General features: G+C 70.0%; 16 protein-coding genes and 1 pseudogene. 7 read left to right on the top strand and 10 right to left on the bottom strand.

The features are described 5' to 3' along the window. The first annotated feature begins 76 nt into the window (after positions 1-76). From OVA15_RS01780 to OVA15_RS01770, 3 genes are all read left to right on the top strand, one after another. Positions 77-625, top strand: a complete 549-nt coding sequence (locus tag OVA15_RS01780; protein ID WP_062949524.1) for a type 1 glutamine amidotransferase domain-containing protein — start codon at positions 77-79, stop codon at positions 623-625. 7 nt (positions 626-632) lie between these two features. Continuing rightward, positions 633-944, top strand: coding sequence for a putative quinol monooxygenase (locus OVA15_RS01775; RefSeq protein WP_006215294.1), 312 nt, complete (start codon positions 633-635; stop codon positions 942-944). Positions 945-1,488: 544 nt separating this feature from the next. Next, entirely contained in the window at positions 1,489-1,851 is a 363-nt protein-coding gene (locus OVA15_RS01770; RefSeq protein ID WP_268142713.1) for a hypothetical protein, read from the top strand. 75 nt (positions 1,852-1,926) lie between these two features. Here the strand turns inward: OVA15_RS01770 and OVA15_RS01765 are convergent, their stop codons facing one another. Then, positions 1,927-2,430, bottom strand: coding sequence for an FBP domain-containing protein (locus tag OVA15_RS01765; RefSeq protein WP_268142711.1), 504 nt, complete (start codon positions 2,428-2,430; stop codon positions 1,927-1,929). A gap of 118 nt (positions 2,431-2,548) precedes the next feature. Here OVA15_RS01765 and OVA15_RS01760 point away from each other — a divergent pair, with 118 nt between their 5' ends. Continuing rightward, entirely contained in the window at positions 2,549-3,895 is a 1,347-nt protein-coding gene (locus tag OVA15_RS01760; RefSeq protein WP_268142709.1) for a CoA transferase, read from the top strand. A gap of 15 nt (positions 3,896-3,910) precedes the next feature. On the opposite strand, the gene OVA15_RS01755 is transcribed toward OVA15_RS01760, so the two are convergent. Further along, on the bottom strand, positions 3,911-4,585 hold the full coding sequence (locus tag OVA15_RS01755; RefSeq protein WP_268142707.1) for a GntR family transcriptional regulator: 675 nt from the start codon (positions 4,583-4,585) through the stop codon (positions 3,911-3,913). Between the two features lie 37 nt (positions 4,586-4,622). Between OVA15_RS01755 and OVA15_RS01750 the strand changes: the two genes are divergently transcribed. Beyond that, the gene (locus OVA15_RS01750) at positions 4,623-5,957 is read left to right on the top strand and encodes an MFS transporter (protein ID WP_268142705.1); all 1,335 of its coding nucleotides are present in this window, start codon (positions 4,623-4,625) and stop codon (positions 5,955-5,957) included. A 1-nt stretch (position 5,958) separates the two neighbouring features. Then, positions 5,959-7,180: pseudogene (locus OVA15_RS01745) on the top strand (alpha-hydroxy acid oxidase). 78 nt (positions 7,181-7,258) lie between these two features. Here OVA15_RS01745 and OVA15_RS01740 read toward each other — a convergent pair. From OVA15_RS01740 to OVA15_RS01720, 5 genes are all read right to left on the bottom strand, one after another. Next, the gene (locus OVA15_RS01740; RefSeq protein ID WP_024290855.1) at positions 7,259-8,224 is read right to left on the bottom strand and encodes an ABC transporter ATP-binding protein; all 966 of its coding nucleotides are present in this window, start codon (positions 8,222-8,224) and stop codon (positions 7,259-7,261) included. Positions 8,225-8,229: 5 nt separating this feature from the next. Continuing rightward, a complete protein-coding gene (locus tag OVA15_RS01735) occupies positions 8,230-9,099 on the bottom strand; it encodes an ABC transporter permease (protein WP_024290856.1) in 870 nt (289 codons plus the stop codon). Positions 9,100-9,231: 132 nt separating this feature from the next. Next, positions 9,232-11,247, bottom strand: coding sequence for a glycosyltransferase (locus OVA15_RS01730; protein WP_268142702.1), 2,016 nt, complete (start codon positions 11,245-11,247; stop codon positions 9,232-9,234). Further along, complete coding sequence (glf, locus tag OVA15_RS01725) at positions 11,244-12,431, bottom strand: UDP-galactopyranose mutase (protein ID WP_268142700.1); 1,188 nt, start codon at positions 12,429-12,431, stop codon at positions 11,244-11,246. The genes OVA15_RS01730 and glf overlap by 4 nt, the downstream gene beginning before the upstream one ends. Positions 12,432-12,648: 217 nt before the next feature. After that, positions 12,649-13,083: a hypothetical protein gene (locus tag OVA15_RS01720; RefSeq protein WP_268142698.1), complete on the bottom strand. Its 435-nt coding sequence runs from the start codon at positions 13,081-13,083 to the stop codon at positions 12,649-12,651. Between the two features lie 372 nt (positions 13,084-13,455). On the opposite strand from OVA15_RS01720, the gene OVA15_RS01715 reads away from it, so the two are divergent. Then, entirely contained in the window at positions 13,456-13,704 is a 249-nt protein-coding gene (locus tag OVA15_RS01715) for a WhiB family transcriptional regulator (protein WP_006215304.1), read from the top strand. 16 nt (positions 13,705-13,720) lie between these two features. Here the strand turns inward: OVA15_RS01715 and OVA15_RS01710 are convergent, their stop codons facing one another. The 3 genes from OVA15_RS01710 to OVA15_RS01700 form a co-directional block, all read right to left on the bottom strand. Next, entirely contained in the window at positions 13,721-15,328 is a 1,608-nt protein-coding gene (locus tag OVA15_RS01710; RefSeq protein WP_053447096.1) for a sensor histidine kinase, read from the bottom strand. 64 nt (positions 15,329-15,392) lie between these two features. Further along, on the bottom strand, positions 15,393-16,964 hold the full coding sequence (locus OVA15_RS01705; protein ID WP_206389946.1) for an AAA family ATPase: 1,572 nt from the start codon (positions 16,962-16,964) through the stop codon (positions 15,393-15,395). A gap of 8 nt (positions 16,965-16,972) precedes the next feature. Then, positions 16,973-17,656, bottom strand: a complete 684-nt coding sequence (locus tag OVA15_RS01700) for an SAF domain-containing protein (protein ID WP_206389945.1) — start codon at positions 17,654-17,656, stop codon at positions 16,973-16,975. Between the last annotated feature and the right edge of the window lie 175 nt (positions 17,657-17,831).

The raw sequence follows: 17,831 nt of genomic DNA, 5'->3' as shown, positions 1-17,831 counted from the left end.
CCACGCTGCCCGGTACGGACAGCGTGCGGCTCGCCCCCACGGGCAAGCCGTCATCTCTCGCAGAACGGAGCAGAACATGGCAGACGAATTGCATGGCAAGCGGATCGCGATCCTGGCCGCGGACGGCGTCGAGCGCGTGGAGCTCGAGCAGCCGAGACAGGCTCTTCAGGACGCCGGGGCCACGACCGTGCTGCTCTCGCTGCACGAGGGCGAGATCAAGGCCCGCGAGAACGACCTGGACGAGGCTGGGACATTCTCGGTCGATGCCCTGGTGAAGTCGGCCTCGGCCGACGAGTACGACGCCCTGCTGCTTCCCGGCGGCACGGTCAACCCCGATCAGCTGCGCGTGGATACCGACGCCGTCGGATTCGTGCGCGACATCATGGTCGCCGACAAGCCGGTCGCCGCGATCTGCCACGGACCGTGGACGCTGATCGAGGCCGGTGTCGCGAAGGGTCGGACGCTGACCTCGTACCCGAGCATCCGCACCGACCTGCGCAATGCCGGAGCGAACGTCGTCGACGAAGAGGTGGCGCGCGACGGGAACCTGATCACCAGCCGCTCGCCCGAGGATCTCCCGGCCTTCAACGCCGCGATGGTCGAGCTGTTCAGCCAGGACAAGTGAGGACACCATGATCAACTCTGCATTGTCGGTCGTCGTGCACGCCAAGCCCGGGAAGGAGCAGGACGTCGCGGACTTCCTCCGCAGCGCCCGTCCCATCGTCGAGCAGGAGGAGGGTACGCGGGCCTGGTTCGCTCTGCAGTTCGACGAATCGACCTTCGGGATCTTCGACGTGTTCCCCGACGACGAGGCCCGCCAGACCCACCTCTCCGGAGGCGTCGGTCAGGCACTCGCTGCACAGGGAGCAGATCTGTTCAGCACAGAACCGAGCATCCAGAACGTCGACGTGATCGCGTACAAGCTGCCCGGCGAGACCTCCTAGAGAAACAGCGTCGATTGACCTCGGGGTGCGCCCCCGATCGGCTCCACAGCCGTGGCCAGGGCTGTGGAGCCGATTCCCGGGGTGTCCCGTCCAGGACCGTGCGAGTTGCGCTGCCCGCTGACGGCCGATGGTCCCCAACAGCGGGGCACCCAGACCGCCAAGTCGCCCCGGATTCACTTGAAATCCACGCCGGGCATCTCGTGACAGGCCTGTTCAGCGAGCAGTGCCGACCACTTCAACGCGACACCCCGGGCCCTACTCCTCGGCCACCCGAGCATCTGCGGCACGCGATTCGATCGTCGCTGGGCACGGATCGGCTGCTGCTCCGCCATTTGGCTCGGCACGAGCGCGGCGAACTCGTCGGTCTCTGAGAGATGCCCGCCGAGCGGAGGAATCGGACAGCTTCCCGCGAATCCCGGCCCGCGTCCTCAGGGTCGTGCCGCAGGCCACAGCACTGCACCTCCGACAGATCGTGCGAGAACGCACGACATGGGGACTGCCGCACGATCAGGTGACAGTTTGACCTACCCATGCGGCAGTCCCCATGACGTCGCAGTACCCCTGGATGTTCGGGCTTAACCACGACGACCGAGCTCGATGCGCTCAGGATCTGATCGACGCCGCGCGATCCTCCTTCTCCACCTCGCAGCCGCACCTGGCGATCGCCAAGCTCACCTCATGGCGCGAGACCGCTGAAGCCATCGCCGCGGGGCTGGGAGAGGAGGTCGTCGAGTGGCTCGACTCTGACGACGAGAACGGCGCGACCTTCATCGTCGAGCGGCCCCGAGCAGTGGGCAGGCACACCTCGGTACCGCAACCGACCAAGAAGTCCGAGTACACCCTGAGGTCCGGATCCTCGTCCGCGATGAAGAGATTCCGCAGTTCTGGTTCTGCGTCGACGGGATGACCGTCCATCTCGAACAGGTCCATACGGCCTATCCGAAGCAGACCCTGTATCCCGTTCCGGGAGTCGCCTGGGGAATCACCTCCCCAGGCTCTGAGCCACCCTCTGCACCAGGCCCTGGGCGTTCTCCAGGGTACGCTGCGAGCGCTCCTCCAGGGAAAGGGTCTCCTCCATCTGCCGCACGCCGTCGGGCTTGTACCGGCCCACGGTGTAGTCGCTGCAGGCGAGGTCCGTGCAGATGTAGGTGCCCACGCTGCTGTACCGGTCCTTGGCCGACTTCGAGCGCTGGATCGAGAACATGGACACCCCGGTGGAGGTGTGCAGGGTCAGGCACAGCTGGCACATCCGCGCCCCGCCGTTGCCCTTCAGCGTCGACTTCTCCATCACCAGCCCGCGCAGGCCGTCGTCGGTCTCGACCACCAGGTAAGCGGCCTTGGGCGACTTGGGATCGGTCCAGCCCAGGATGATCTGGGCGTCCCAGTCGATCTGGTCCAGGTCCTTCGGCACCGCCAGGCGCTGCGCGGCTCCCTTGGAGCAGTTCAGGAAGCTCTTGCGGATCTCGGACTCGGAGTGGGCGTGCACGGGGGTCGGCTCTCTGCGGAAGGAGGGACGGGTGCTCGGAGCACCCGCAGGGCGGCGGCGAACGTATCACAGCCCCTGCAGTTGTAACCGTGAGCACAGCGGACGATAGATTGCGCCCATGGCCGCCGTACCGCCGCTGTTCAGCGATCTCGCCGCCGCCGTCGACCTCGACCCGTCCCAGGCGGCCCCCATCCGCGGTCCGCGCCTGTGGTGGTGCGGACCCCTGGACGTGGAGGGCCTGGCCCTGGGCTCGGCACAGGCCGCCGCCACGGGACTGTCGCATCTCACCGGGCGGGACCTCTCGGTGGATGCCGAGACAGTGGCCGCCTCCTTCGCCTCGATCTCCCACCTGCGCGTCAACGGCCGTCGTCCGCAGACCGCGGGAGCGCTGTCCGGATTCCATGCCACCGCCGACGGCTGGGTGCGCCTGCACGGCAACTACCCGCACCACGCCCGCGCCATCGAACGCGCCCTCGGCGCCTCGGATCCGCAGCGCCTGACGGAGGTGCTGAGCCGTCGTCGGGCCCTGGAGGTCGAGCAGCGCGTGCGCGACGCCGGCGGGGTGGCCGCCGCCGTGCGCACCCCTGAAGCCTGGGCGCGCAGCGCACCGGGACGGGCCGCCGCGCAGGGCCCGTGGCTGCGCTTCCAGTCCTCCGGCATCCCGGTGCGCCGCTGGGCTCCGCCCAAGGACGGCGGCGACGCTCCCCTGAGGGGTCTGCGCGTCCTGGATCTCACCCGCGTGATCGCCGGCCCCAGCGCCTCCCGGCTGCTGGGCGCCCTGGGGGCGGATGTGCTGCGAGTGGACCCGCCGTCGATCCCCGAGCTGCGCGGCCAGCACCTGGACACCGGCTTCCACAAGCGCAGCGTCGTGCTCGACCTGCGCAACCGCCGCGGACTGCAGACCCTGCAGCGCCTGCTCGACGACGCCCACGTCCTGCTGCTCGGCTACCGCGGCGGGGCGCTGTCCCCCTTCGGCGTGGAGGACGACCAGCCCGTGATCGAGCGCCCCGGGCTGCGCGTGGTCCGCCTCAGCGCCTGGGGCTCGACCGGTCCGTGGGCGGGCAGGCGCGGCTTCGACAGCATCGTCCAGGCAGCCTCCGGGGTCGCCCACCTCTACCGCTCCCCCGACGGCGCACCCGGTGCCCTGCCCGTTCAGGCGCTGGACCACGCCACCGGCATGGGCGTGGTGGCCGCCGTGGGGGCCCTGCTGGCCTCGGATCACGCCGACGTCGCCCACCTGTCCCTGGCCCGCACCGCCGCACTGCTGCTGGAGCACCCGCAGACCACGGGGCCGCCGCGGCACACGCGCGTGCAGCTGCGCAGCACGCGCACCGAGGAGCACGGCCACCTCCAGTTCGTGCCGCCGGCGCTGCTGCCCGACGACCGCGGGGTGGAGTACACGCAGGGGCCGGGTCGATACGGCGGGTCCGAGGCCTGGTTCCTGGACCGGCCACCGGGTTCCTGACGGCAGCGAGTCCGCTCAGCCCATCGTCGTGCCGGGTTCGCCCAGTCCCGATCCCAGGGATTCGCGGATCGAGTCCATGTGCGTGCGCATGGCCGCCTCGGCGCGCTCGGGGTCTGCGGCGGTGATCGCCGCCAGGATCTCGCGATGCTCCCGCAGCTCGATCTCCTCGCTGAGGTGCCAGCGCAGCTGCGGCAGGACGTGGTGCGCCCGCACCATCTCGTGATGCAGGCCCTCGAGGATGCCGGCCAGTCGATGGCTGCCGGAGGCCTGGGCGATGCCCGCGTGGAAGTCCCGGGCGCGCAGCGTCCGCTCGAGCGGCTCCAGTCCCAGCGCATCGCGCTGAGCCTCCCACCGCCGCGTGAGGTCCTCGACCTGCTCGGGATGCGCCCAGCGCGCGCAGCGGGCGGCTGCTCGGGATTCCAGGAGGGTGCGCAGCTCCAGGACCTCACCGAGATCCGTCAGCTCCATGCCCCGGATGCGGTAGCCCTTCTTGGGCAGCACCTCCACCAGGCCCTCGGCGACCAGCAGCTGCAGGGCCTCGCGCACCGGCGTCTTGGAGGCGCCGAAGTGCTGGGCCAGCTCGGGCTCGATCACGCGCTCCCCGGGCTGAAGCGCCCCTTCGAGGATCTGCGAGCGGAGCGCGGCCGCGATCTCGGCCTTCAGGGAGGGTTTCTTCTGCGCACTGACCACTTGTGAAAGATATCACTGTCACGTAGAAATATCTTTCATGGACGACTCTACCACCGCGCCCGCCGCCGAGGCCCCGGATCGACTCACCCCCGGGGCCCGCCGCGCCGTGTTCGCCGCCGTCACCGGCACCCTGATCGAGTGGTACGACTACGCCCTCTACGGCGCGGCCGCAGGGCTGGTGATCGCTCCGCTGTTCTTCGCCGGCACGGACACCGGCGCCACCATGGCCGCCTTCCTGACCTTCGCCGTCGGGTTCATCGCACGCCCTGTGGGCGGACTGGTGATCGGGCATATCGGCGATGCCATGGGACGGCGTCCGGCCATGCTCATCACGATCATCCTCATGGGCATCGCGACCGTCGGCATCGGCGCGCTGCCGACTGCCCAGGCGATCGGCGCCCTGGCCCCCGTCCTGCTGGTGCTGCTGCGCCTGATCCAGGGCATGGGCGCCGGTGCCGAGCTGGCGGGTGCCATGACGATCGTCGCCGAGTTCGCACCGCCGAAGCGCAAGGGGCTCTACACCTCTCTCGTGCTGTCCACTCCCCCGGCCGGCATCGCCCTGGCCACCGCCGCCTTCCTGGCCGCAGCCAGCCTGGGCGATCAGGCCCTGCTCGGCTGGGCCTGGCGGCTGCCCTTCCTGGTCTCGGCCGTGCTGTTCCTGCTGGCGATCTTCATCCGCCGCAACCTGGAGGAGACCCCGGAGTACCGCGCCGCCGTTGAGGACGCGGAGCAGGGGCGCACCAAGCTGCCCGTCATGGAACTGCTGCGCCGCAGCCCGCGCGAGCTGCTCATCGGCTTCCTGGCCATGACCGGGCACAACTGCCTCAACTACGCCATGGCCGTGTTCGGCATCTCCCTGATGACCTCCCCACAGGTGGGCCTGGAGCGCACCCCGGCACTGCTGGCAGTGACGCTCGGCAGCCTCGTCGGCGTCGTGGCCACGCCGTTCGGAGGCGCGGCCACCGACCGCTTCGGCGCCGCCAGGATCCTCGGACTCGGCTGCGCCATCGGCGCCGCCTACGCCTTCCCCCTGCTGCTCGGGCTCTCCAGCGGCAGCGCCGTCGTGGCCGCCGTGGCCATCGCCGGCGGCTACGGACTGGTCATCGCCCTCACCTCAGGCTCCCAAGGCGCCTTCCTGGCGCAGCTGTTCCCCGCCGCCGAGCGCTACAGCGGGATCGCGATCGCCCGAGAGATCAACGGCGCGATCGTGGCCGGGCTGACGCCTGCAGCGCTCGTGTGGATCATCGACCTGGCCGGCGGACGCGTGCTGGCCGGTGCCGTCGCCGTCAGCGCCGCCTGCCTCATCTCGCTGCTCGCGGTGATCCTCGGATCCCGCCTCTCCCCCGACCCCCAGACCACAGGAGCCCACTGACATGAACCGCACCCGCCTCTCCCGCCAGGTCCCGCGCTGGTCCGAGCTGCGACCGCTGCTGTCCTTCGAGCGCCCCGGCCTGCCGGATCGGGCGCACCGGCTGCAGCGCGCCGCCGACATCGGCGACCTCCGGCGCATCGCACAGCGCCGTACGCCCAAGGCGGCCTTCGACTACGTCGACGGCGCCGCCCTGTCCGAGCAGACCGCCCGCGGGTCCCGCCGGGCCTTCGACGCGGTCGAGCTGACCCCACGGGTCCTGCGCGGGATCGGCGAGGTGGACCTGCGGGTGCGCATCGCCGGCGGTGAGTCGGCCCTGCCCGTGGGCATCGCGCCCACCGGCTTCACCCGCTTCATGCATAGCGAGGGCGAGGACGCCGGGGCGGCCGCCGCGAGGCGCTTCGACATCCCGTTCAGCCTCTCGACCATGGGCACCCGCTCGGTGGAGCAGGTCGCCGAGGTCTCCGGCGAGGGACGGCGCTGGTTCCAGCTCTACCTCTGGAAGGACCGCCGCGCCTCCGAGGAGCTGGTGCGCCGCGCCTGGGAGACCGGCTACGACACCCTGCTGGTCACTGCCGACACCCCCGTGGCCGGACTCCGCCTGCGCGACACCCGCAACGGCATGACCATCCCGCCCAAGCTGCGCCTGTCCACCGTGCTGGATGCCTCCTACCGCCCGGAATGGTGGCTGAACTTCCTGAGCACGGACCCCCTGAGCTTCGCCTCGCTCTCCGGCAGCGGCGCCCCCCTTCCCGAGGTCATCAACTCGATGTTCGAGCCGACCCTGGACTTCGAGGACCTCGAGTGGATCCGCTCGGTCTGGCCGGGGAAGCTCTTCCTCAAGGGCGTGCTCGGCGTCGAGGACGCCCAGCGGGCCGGCCGCCGGCGCCGACGGCGTCTTGGTCTCCAGCCACGGCGGCCGCCAGCTCGACCGCGTGGTCCAGCCGCTGCGTGCGCTGCCGCGCATCCGCGAGGCCCTCGGCCCGGACGCAGAGGTCATCTACGACTCGGGCATCCTCTCCGGCACGGACGCGATCATCGCCCTGGCCCTGGGGGCGGACTTCACGCTGATCGGCCGCGCCTATCTCTATGGGCTCATGGCCGGCGGGCAGGAGGGCGTGGAGCGCGCGCTCGAGCTGCTCGAGCAGGAGATGCGCGTGACCATGCACCTGCTGGGGGTGGCCACGGTCGACGAGCTGCACCCGGGTCTCATCACAGGGGCCTGAGGCTCGACCTCAGGAGACGATGAAGGGGGCCGGTCGGATGACCGGCCCCCTTCAGTGCGCCTGCACGACCCTCGTTCCTCACAGGCCCTTGGTCCGGCGCACCTTCGAGGGGTCGTCCAGATCTGCGGGGTCGTCGAGCTCGGGGTCGTACTCGGGCACGTAGGCCTCCCCGCGCTCGGCGGCCTCCTCGGCCGCCTTCTCCCGGTCCACGCGCTTCCAGTGCAGGCGGCGCTCCACGCGTTCGTTCTGCTCCCGCTGGACCTCCTCGACGGGGCGATCGCGCAGCATGGCCACTGCGCCCACGGAGGAGCCGTCGTACACGACCTTCCCGTGCTCGAGCACGATGCCGCGCTCGCAGATGTCCATGATCAGGTCCAGGTCGTGGGAGACGACCACGAGGGTCTTGCCGCGGCGCACCAGGTCCTTGATGCGCCGGATGCACTTCTTCTGGAAGGGCTCATCGCCCACGGAGAGGATCTCGTCGACCAGGAAGACCTCCGGGTCGGTGTGGATCGCCACCGCGAAGGCCAGGCGCAGGTACATGCCCGAGGAGTAGAACTTCACCTGCGTGTCGATGAACTCGCCGATCTCGGAGAAGGCCACGATCTCGTCGAACTTGGCGTCGATCTCCTCCTTGTCCATACCCAGGATCGCGCCGTTGAGATAGACGTTGTCGCGCCCCGACAGATCCGGGTGGAACCCGGCGCCGACCTCGATCAGGCCGGCCACCTTGCGACGGGTGCCTACGCTGCCGGAATCGGGGTGCATGACCCCGGAGATCATCTTCAGCGACGTCGACTTGCCCGAGCCGTTGAAGCCCAGCAGCGCCACGGTCTCACCGTCGTGGATGTCGAAGGTGATGTCGTCGAGGGCCTTGAACTTGTCCGAGAGGTCGTTCTTGCGCCCGCGCAGGATCCACAGCACGGCTTCCTTGATGGAGCGCGTGTGGCGCAGGGTGAACCACTTGACCACGTGATCCACGCGGATGGCCACGGAGTCCTCGGTGAAGACGGCACCGGGCTTCTTGAAGGGAAGAGCGGTCATGGGGATCAGAGCTCCTGGGCGAAGTTGCCCTCGTAGCGGCGGAAGATGCGATCGCCGACGAGCACGGCAGCCACGGACACCAGTAGGGCGAACGGGGTCCAGAACGTCATCAGGTGATCGGCCACGTGCCAGCGCGGCTGCTCGAGCTCCACTGAGGCGAACCAGAACCCGTAGTGGAACAGCTCGACGGCCACGGTCAGCGGATTGGCGAAGTAGATGTAGTACACCCACTGCGGCAGCTTGTCCTGGACCATGGTGAAGGGGTAGAGCACCGGGGACGCCCACGTCGAGACCATGAGGATCAGGTCCACGAAGTTCTCCGCATCGCGGAAGAAGACGTTGAGCGTGGCGAAGATCAGTCCCAGGCCCAGGGCGAAGATCGCGACGATGAAGAATCCGGCGATCATGCACAGGAACTGCTTGGGCCCCGGGTGCCATCCTGCGGCCAGACATGCGATGAGCAGGATCAGCAGCTGCGGCAGGAAGTGCACCAGGGCCACGAAGAGATTGGCCACCGGGAAGAGCTGCCGCGGCAGGTAGATCTTCTTCAGCAGCCCGCCGTTGTCCGTCATGGACCGCGAGGCATTGCCGAAGATCTCCCCGAAGAGATTCATCAGCACGATCCCGGAGAACAGATAGATCGCGAAGTTCTCCAGGCCCTTCTCGAGCCCTAGGAAGATGCCCATCGCGATGTAGTAGACGAAGAACTGCACGGCCGGCTTGAGATAGGACCACACCAGGCCCAGCACGGTCCCGCGATAGCGGACCTGGATCTCCTTGTCGACCAGCAGCCTCAGCAGATAGCGGTTCCGGAAGACGTCCAGCAGTCCGCGTCCCTTGCCGGGTGTCATCAGCTCCGGCGCTGTCGTGCTCATCCTTGCTCCTTGCGTCAGTGCGCGCACTGCGGCGCTGGGGCGGCCGTGCGCTGGGATCACGACGACGCCGGGCGCAGCGGCTGGGTGCGCCGCTGCGCCCGTCGTCGTGGTGGATCGGTCATGCGCGGCGGATCAGCGCTGGACGTCCACCGGCGGGTTGTCCTCGAAGGTCTTCGCCCACGCCTCGGGCGAGGTGATCTCGCCCAGAGCCTCGCGGTACTGCTCGGACAGCGAGTCCCAGCGCGAGAGCAGCTCGGCGTGCAGCTTGGCGCTGCGGGCGGTGAGCTCGCGCACCGCCTTGGGGTCGCGCTTGTGCCAGGCCGCACCGGTGCCGTCGGCATTGGAGACCACGGCCGAGTCCAGGGTGGCCAGGTGGTACCACTTGCCGTCCTGGTGGGCGACCCACTCCTCGGGATGGCTCTGCGCCAGCTCGCGCACCGGCAGGACCGTCTGCTTGAGCAGGGTCTTGACCGCCCACGGCGGCAGCTGCCAGTAGGCCGGCGGCTTGGGCAGGCCTCGGCGCTTGGGCGGGCGACGCCGCTTGGCCGCCGGGAACGCGCCCTGGTCCTGGCTGAACTGGGCGTCCGAGAACTCGGACTTCAGGGAGCGGATCTCCGGCATCCTGGTGCCGATCATCCCGTGCAGGCCCTCGGGGCCGCGCAGGACGTCCTCGATGGCCATCAGCACGCACGTTGCGGCGTAGTACTGCATGGAGACCGTGTGCTTGGTGTCCACGGCCAGGGACTCGCGCACCATGCGCCCGCCGCGCGGGAACGGCGAGTGCAGCAGGGCCGCGATCAGGCGGTTGCGCTCGTGGAAGTAGGCCTGCCAGTCGACGGCGTCGTCCTTGTCCATCCAGGACACGTGCCACACGGCCGCCCCGGGCAGGGAGACGGTCGGGTACCCGGCCTCGGCGGCGCGCAGCGAGTACTCGGAGTCGTCCCACTTGATGAACACCGGCAGCGACAGCCCGACGTCCTGCAGCACCTTGCGCGGGATCAGGCACATCCACCAGCCGTTGTAGTCGGCGTCCCAGCGGCGGTGCAGGTTCGGTCGCGAGCGCAGGCCCGCCTCCGAGAAGTCGATGCCGCCCAGATGCTCGATCGGGCCCCACAGGAAGCGGTAGCGGTCGACGACCTCGGCGTAGCCGTTGAGCACCGGGCGGTTGTACATGTCGAACATGTGCCCGCCCACGATCGTGGGAGTGCGGCAGAAGTCCGCGAAGGCGACGGCGCGCAGGACGCCCTCGGTCTCCAGGAGGATGTCGTCGTCGAGGATCAGGACGTAGTCGGAGGCCGAGCCGTCCGCGCGTCCCTGCACGACCTCGTACATGTTGCGGGAGAAGCCGCCCGAGCCGCCCAGATTGCCTTGGCGGATCATGCGCAGCTTCCCGCCCATGGCCTTCTCGGCCTCGGCGAAGTCGTCCTCGTCCTCCACGAGCCTGTTGCCCTGGTCCACGATGATCAGCTCGTCCAGGACGTCGTCGAAGCCGTCGGCCTCAGCGATCGTGCGGATCGTGTTCACGCAGTAGTCCGGGCGGTTGAACGTCGTGACGCCCAGGGTCACGGTCCCCTGGGGGGCCGTGTCCGGAACCGACCAGGCGGCCGAGTCGAGGACCATGCCCTCCTCATCGGCGATCAGGTCGAACCAGTACCAGCCGCCGTCGCCGAACGGCGCCAGGGTGAGGTCGAACTCGCTGGTCTGCGAGCCGCCGGGCAGCCGCACGTTCTCCACGCGCTGGGAGATGCCGCGGGCGTTCGAGCGGTAGACGATCAGGGAGCCGGCGCCGGTGGTGGCCACGGTCAGTACGACCTTCTCGGCGACCGTCCAGCGGCGCCAGTACGAGGCTGGGAACGCATTGAAGTACGAGCCGAAGGAGACGCGGCGCCCCGAGCGGATGCGCATGGAGCGCCGGCTCAGGATGTCGTCCGGGTGCTCGGCGACCTCGTCTGACGAGCCGGAGGAGCGCTCCTTCCTCAGCGGCCCGTCGACGTACAGCGGGAGTGCGTCGAGGTCCTTGGCCTCGGGCAGGACCACCCGGGCCACCTCGCGCAGGGAGCCCTGCGACGACGACGGCGCGTTGGTGATCCGGCCCAGGAAGCCCTGGGCGTCCTGCTCGGCGCCGGTGCTGCCGTTCTGCTCGCTCACGCGTCGATGCCTCCGCTCGTGATCCGATCCCCGCCCCGGAAGTGGGGGGCGATCCTGTTGTCCACCATGGACAGCGCCGACCCGATGGCCATGTGCATGTCCAGGTACTTGTAGGTGCCCAGCCGCCCTCCGAACAGGACCGAGGACTCGCCGGCGGCCAGGTCGCGGTAGGCGAGCAGCTTCTCGCGGTCCACCGTGGTGTTGACCGGGTAGTAGGGCTCATCGCCCTTCTCGGCGAAGCGCGAGAACTCGCGCATGATCACGGTCGCGTCCTTGGTGTAGTCCCGCTCCGGGTGGAAGTGGCGGAACTCGTGGATGCGGGTGAAGGGGACGTCGGCGTCCGGGTAGTTCATGACGGAGGTGCCCTGGAAGTCCTCGATCTCCAGGACCTCCTCCTCCAGATCGATCGTGCGCCAGGACAGATCGCCCTCGACGAAGTCGAAGTAGCGGTCCACCGGGCCGGTGTAGATCACAGGGACCTGGCCGACGACCTTGGACTTCGAGAACTCGTGCGAGTCGTCGAAGAAGTCGGTGTCCAGCCGGACCTCGATGTTCGGATGATCCGCCATGCGCTCGAGCCAGGCGGTGTAGCCGTCGGTCGGCAGCCCCTCGTGGGTGTCGTTGAAGTAGCGGTTGTCGTACGTGTAGCGCACGGGCAGCCGCTTGATGATCTCTGCGGGCAGGTCCTCGGGGGCGGTCTGCCACTGCTTGGCCGTGTAGTGCTTGATGAACGCCTCATAGAGGGGGCGTCCGATCAGCTGGATGCCCTTGTCGTTGAGGTTCTGCGGGTCGGTGCCCGCCAGCTCGCCGGCCTGCTCGCGGATCAGCTCCCTGGCCTCGCCCGGTGAGTAGGCCGAGCGGAAGAACTGGTTGATCGTGCCGAGATTGATCGGCATGGGGAACACCTCGCCGTTGTGGCGCGTGTACACCTTGTGCACGTAGTCCGTGAACGTGGTGAACCGGTTCACGTACTCCCACACGCGCTCGTTCGAGGTGTGGAAGAGGTGAGCGCCGTAGCGGTGCACCTCGATCCCGGTGCGCTGCTCCTTCTCGGAGTAGGCATTGCCTCCGATGTGCGAGCGGCGGTCCAGGATGACGACCTTCAGGCCCAGCTCATCCGCAGCGCGCTCGGCGACGGTGAGCCCGAACAGGCCCGATCCGACGACCACGAGGTCAGCATTCATGCAGTCTCTCCCGTTCCGGTCCGCTTCCGAGCCTGCTCGGGCAACGGACCACATCTCACCCGGCGCGACGCAGCGCGACCGGTCGGCGTGGCCCCCACGGTACCGGAGCGATCCTGGGAGCTCCTGTGGGACGCGCATGATGAGGCGCTTGCCACACCCGGCCGTGCGACCGGTCACGGACTGCTCACGGGCTGGGCGGGACGACGGAGACTGACCGTCAGCGCCGATCCGGCGCGACGTCCTGCGTGGTCCAGTCCACGACGTCCTGGCGGAAGAGGGAGCCGCCCGCGACCAGGGCGGCCGCCGCCACGAGAAGGGCGAGCCACCGGCTCAGCGGCAGGAGGATCGCCACGGCGATGATCACCGCGAACAGCTGGAAGGTCAGCGCCGCGGCACGGGGCCAGCGCCTGCCGGCCCACAGCGCCATGGAGGTGCGCGCCACCCACAGCCCTCCGACTGCCAGCAGGACGGTGAGCATCAGCGTGGTGACCGCGGAGGCGGCGTGGCCCGTGAACAGCCCGGAGAGCACCCACAGCGCGCCGGCGAAGACCACCACCGACTCGGCGGCCACAATCACCACCAGGGGCACGAGGGCCTGGGGGCGCAGAGGCCGAGCGGCCTCGGCGGCGTCTCGGTGACCGGCGGATGCCACGGGCAGCTCCTGGAAGGGTCTTCGGGGCAGCCGCGGACTCGCGCGGCTCCTTGCCGCATCAGCGTATCGCCGCAGGGCACGGACCACGTCCACGAAGGCCGATCCCGCCCGACGACCCGGCCGCGTGATCGGCGCTCGCAGCGAGCTTCAGGAAATCTTCGGGGATTCGGGAATTCACCCCCGAGATCCCCGTCCGGAAGGTGTGTGACGAATGTCCCAACCCCTTGTTCACGTGCCGTTCACATGGAAAAGTAGAGGAAATCTTGAACGGGTCACTGACGACCTGTCACCCGCCCTCCAGGGCACCCCTCACCTCGCCGGGCATTGCCCCTGCCCGGCCGTCGCGTGCCTTCTGAAAGGAGTCGAATCGTCATGGATTGGCGTTCACACGCAGCCTGCCTCGAGAAGGACCCCGAGCTGTTCTTCCCCGTGGGCAACACCGGCCCGGCCCTGCTCCAGATCGAGGAGGCCAAGGCCGTGTGCCGCACCTGCGATGTCATGGACGAATGCCTCTCGTGGGCCATGTCCTCCGGCCAGGACGCCGGAGTCTGGGGCGGCATGAGCGAGGACGAGCGCCGGTCCCTCAAGCGCCGCAACGCCCGCGCTCGCCGCGCTTCCTGATCAGCTCATCGCCTCGTCACGACGAGGCCTCGTACACCGGCACGGTCATCTCGATGACCGTGCCGGTGTCGTCTCCGGGGCGCCAGCTCACCGATCCGTCGAGCTCCCCCAGCACCAGGCTGCGCACGATCCGGCTCCCCAGACCCGCCGAGGGCATCGACGATCCCTCGGGCTCATCGGCCGACCATCGTCCGCTGCTCATGGAGGGATCCATGCCCACGCCGTCGTCGGCGATCGTCACGACCAGCTCCGCGCACGGAACCGGACGGCCTTCGGCGCGAGCCTCCCGGCAGGTCGAGGGGTCCGGATCATGGCGCTGCGCGCTGACCTCGATCGTGCCGTCGCGACCGCTCAGCCCGTGCTCCACGGCATTGGTGAGCATCTCGTTGAGCACCAGGGCCATGGCCGTCACCTGCTGACCCGGCAGCCGGCCGAACCTCCCCGTGACGCGCGTGCGCACGGTCTGCCCGGTCGCGGCCAGCTCGGCGATCGCACGGATCTGGCGGCTGAAGTGCTCGTCGAAGTCCACCGAGCCCTCGGGAGTGTGCGACAGCGTCTCATGCACCGCCGAGACGGCCTCGAGCCGTCGCATGGCGTCCGACAGCCCGCGCCGGGCCTCCGGGCTGTCTGCGCGGCGCGACTGCATGCGCATCATGGCCGCCACGGCCTGCAGGCTGTTCTTCACGCGGTGGTGCGTCTCGCGGATGGCGGCGTCCTTGGAGGACAGCTCGCGCTCGCGCCGACGCAGCTCGGAGACATCGCGGCACAGCAGCAGCGCACCGACCCGCTGACCGTCCTCGGTCAGCGGGACCGAGCGGAACATCACGACCACGCGGCCCCGGCGGACCTCCGCGTGGCTGGGGACCCGACCGCGCAGCACGCCCATCAGGCCCTCGTCGACCTGCTCCCCCGCGAAGGCTCCGGAGCCCAGCGCCTCCGTGAGCCGCTGCCCGAGCGCGGCCTCCCCGGCGCCCAGTCGGGCGACCGCGGAGACGGCATTGGGGGACATGAAGGAGACGCGGTCGTCCTGGTCCAGTCTGATGACGCCATCGCCCACGCGCGGATTGCCGCGCCGGGGCGACGGCTGGGTACCGGCCTGAGGCCACTGCCCCGTCCCCGCCATGCGCATCAGCTGAGCGGCGACCTCGCGATAGCTCTGCTCCCCCGGAGAGGTCGTGGTCCCGATGCTGCGCTCCGAGATCAGCGAAAGCAGCGCGATCGGCTGCCCGTCGAAGACGACGGTGGTCACTAAGGCCTGGACGTCGGCGGCCAGCCCCGGCAGCAGCCGCTGGCCCGTGTTGCGGTGGGAGCTCACACCGGCAGTGCCCCAGATCTCGCGCAGCAGAGCGCTGAGCGGGGGGCCGAGATGCTGGCCGATCTGGTCAGCAGGGAAAAGGGTCTGCGTGGTCCCCGGCCGGGCGTGATCGAGGATCAGGAAGTCCGTGTCGCGAGCCGGCAGGCGCATGGCGCCCGGAGCGGGCTCGAAGCTGCGATCGGGGAAGGTCAGGTGGACATCGCCGAAGCCCAGATCGGCGAGCATCTGCCACTCGCCCACGAGCAGATGGAGGTGCTCGACGGCCTCCTCGGAGAATCCATCGCGGCTGCTCAGCTCGACGAGGGACACGCGCTCGGGCTCCTTCCGCTGCAGCGGGCGGCATTGCCCGCACAGGATCGCGGCTTCGAGGCTATCACCGGCGCAGCCAGCCTCCCACGGCCCGTCCCAGACGGGTTCCGCGGACGTCCTCGATCTCCTCCGCATCCTGCTCAGGGCCCAGATCTCCGTCCAGGCGGCGCAGCACCGAGCCGGCCAGATCACGCAGCTGCGCGCGCAGGCTCGACGACGGCGCGGATTCTGCCAGCACGGAGCCGGCAAGGGCCGCCGCATCCACGGTCTTCGGCTCCCAGGACAGGTGGGCGTCCCACTGCCCCGGTGCACCGATGGCCGCCCATGCCTCCTTCAGGGCGGCCCGGGGCGAGCTTCCGGCGGCAGAGCGTCGCACCCGGTTGGCCACGAGCATGACCGGGGCCGGCGTGAGCTCGAGCAGTCCCGGAAGCGCCCGGGCCGCACGCGGGATCCCGAGCACCTCGGCCGAGCAGACGGCCAGCACCAGGTCGGCCTCGGCCAGCGCGGCCGTGGTGGCCGCCGATCGCCGCGGCATCTCGATCTCCGAGACCAGCTCCTCGTCCTCCTCCAGGCTCGCCCCGACGTCGACCACGATCACCGGCGCTGGCCCGCGCGACGGGGCGGCACGGGAGCCGTCGGCGAGCTGAAGAGCCCGGGGCATGTGCTGGCAGGCGCGCAGCAGCCGGCGCACGCTGCCGGCGCGCAGCTCAGGCCAGCGCTCGGGGCGCGTGATTCCGGTCAGCACCATGAGCCGGCCGCGGCCCACCTGGACCTCCACGGCCGCCCGCTCGAGGGCCTCCGGGCTCAGCCGATCCCGGTCCGCGGCTCGACAGGCCAGGGCGACGCCGGCCGTCTCGTCGAGCAGCCCCAGCAGCGCCGCCGTGGACGGGCCCCAGGTGTCCAGGTCCACGAGGGTGGTCTCCACGCCCTGCTGGGCCAGCTCCGCCGCCAGGTTGATCGCCACCGTCGACCGACCCGGGGAGCCGTGTGGTCCCCAGACCACGACCACGCGCCCTCGAGGAGGCAGACCGCTCGAAGCGTCGAGGCCCACCGTCTGCTCGGGCCCCTCGAGCAGGCGGTGCCATGCGGCCTCTGCATCCTCATGATCGGGATCGAGCCGATTGCCGCTCCCCTCGGACTGCCCGGGCGCGCCCCTGCCAGGGTCGACGACGCCCACGACCTCGTCGCCGCCGAGCATCAACGGCGGATCGCCGGGGCGGAAGCGCGGCCCCTCAGCAGCCTCCAGGAGGCGCTGGGCGATCTGTCGCGCCGGAAGCTGGGCAGGGACCTCGAGCGCACCGAGGCGCTGCCAGTCGATGGCATCGGAGGCAGGAGCGTGGGCGTCGTGGGCCAGGCGGTCATCCGGCGCGTCCTCTGCCTCCGCCCCGTCGAGCACGGCGACGAGCGGCTCGTGGACGACCACGGCCACCACGGCGCCGTCGCGGTGCAGCGCATCCAGGGCCGGTGCCGTCAGCTCGGGCTCATCGGAGTCCACCAGAACGGCCAGTGCCAGGCCCGAGCGCACCACGGCCAGCAGCTCGACCAGGTCCCCGCAGCGGCGCACGAGCGTCACCGGCCCGTGCAACCGGTCGACCTCCTGCCCGAGCAGATCCGCCTGCTGGCCGAGGCAGGCCATCGGAAGGCTCATCGTCCGCCGCCCAGGTGCGGCACCAGCGTGATCCTGGATTCGCCGGACAGCGCCCCCACGACCGCCTCCACGTCCGCGGAGTCCACGAGCACCTGGGCGGTGGCGTCGTCGTCAGCGGCCAGCCCGCCGGCGGTTTCCTCCACGCCGGCGAGCTCCGCCCCCTCCAGGATCTGCACCGGTTCGTCCCACTGCCCGCCGGTCCGATCGCGCTGGGAGGCCCAGATGTCCACGTGGTCCCCGGGCGCGGTTCCCGACGGAAGCGGAGTGGCCAGCGGGATCCCGATGGGACGACGGTCGATGTCCTCCTGCCGCCCCAGGGATTCCGTGGGGATCAGCTGCCCCTCCGGAACGCGCTGGAGCACGACCGAGCCCTCGTGCAGCTGCTGCGCCCCGGCCACATACTGCTCGCCCGTGGACTCCAGCCGCAGGTCGACGGTGCGCAGGTCCTCGGCCGTGACGGTCTGACCGACCTCCAGATCCCGATCGGCCACGGCGAAGGACTCCGTGGCATCGCCGTAGGTCACGGTGGCGGTCGTGGCGGCGATCGCCACCACGACGAGCCCCAGCCCGACCAGCAGCCGAGGCTCGCGCCAGCCGGGACGACGCAGCCGTCCGGCCGTCGCGGTGCTCGAGGCGCCCGAGGCGCTTCGGGATGTCGTGGTCGAACCGGATCTGAGCACGTTCGCCTCCTGGACTCGGCACAGCGCCGCGGGCCGTCCGTGGCGCTGCGATCGGCCATGCGCGCTTGCGAGCGGACCGATCCGGTGCTCATCGTGACCCGGCGAGGGCCCGCCCGGGAGACCTCGACTGGAACTGTGGACGACTCGATGACTTCAACTGCGCTCAGACGGCACG

The sequence above is a fragment of the Kocuria sp. SL71 genome, assembly GCF_026672465.1.
Classification (GTDB): domain Bacteria; phylum Actinomycetota; class Actinomycetes; order Actinomycetales; family Micrococcaceae; genus Kocuria; species Kocuria palustris.
This window is presented reverse-complemented; position numbering and strand designations above follow the sequence as displayed.

Coding starts and splice junctions, on each gene's coding strand:
- OVA15_RS01775 (WP_006215294.1), top strand. CDS start 633: ATGATCAACTCTGCATTGTCGGTCGTCGTGCACGCCAAGCCCGGGAAG.
- OVA15_RS01780 (WP_062949524.1), top strand. CDS start 77: ATGGCAGACGAATTGCATGGCAAGCGGATCGCGATCCTGGCCGCGGAC.
- OVA15_RS01715 (WP_006215304.1), top strand. CDS start 13,456: ATGGATTGGCGTTCACACGCAGCCTGCCTCGAGAAGGACCCCGAGCTG.
- OVA15_RS01735 (WP_024290856.1), bottom strand. CDS start 9,099: ATGAGCACGACAGCGCCGGAGCTGATGACACCCGGCAAGGGACGCGGA.
- OVA15_RS01770 (WP_268142713.1), top strand. CDS start 1,489: ATGACGTCGCAGTACCCCTGGATGTTCGGGCTTAACCACGACGACCGA.
- OVA15_RS01705 (WP_206389946.1), bottom strand. CDS start 16,964: ATGGCCTGCCTCGGCCAGCAGGCGGATCTGCTCGGGCAGGAGGTCGAC.
- OVA15_RS01740 (WP_024290855.1), bottom strand. CDS start 8,224: ATGACCGCTCTTCCCTTCAAGAAGCCCGGTGCCGTCTTCACCGAGGAC.
- glf (WP_268142700.1), bottom strand. CDS start 12,431: ATGAATGCTGACCTCGTGGTCGTCGGATCGGGCCTGTTCGGGCTCACC.
- OVA15_RS01760 (WP_268142709.1), top strand. CDS start 2,549: ATGGCCGCCGTACCGCCGCTGTTCAGCGATCTCGCCGCCGCCGTCGAC.
- OVA15_RS01750 (WP_268142705.1), top strand. CDS start 4,623: ATGGACGACTCTACCACCGCGCCCGCCGCCGAGGCCCCGGATCGACTC.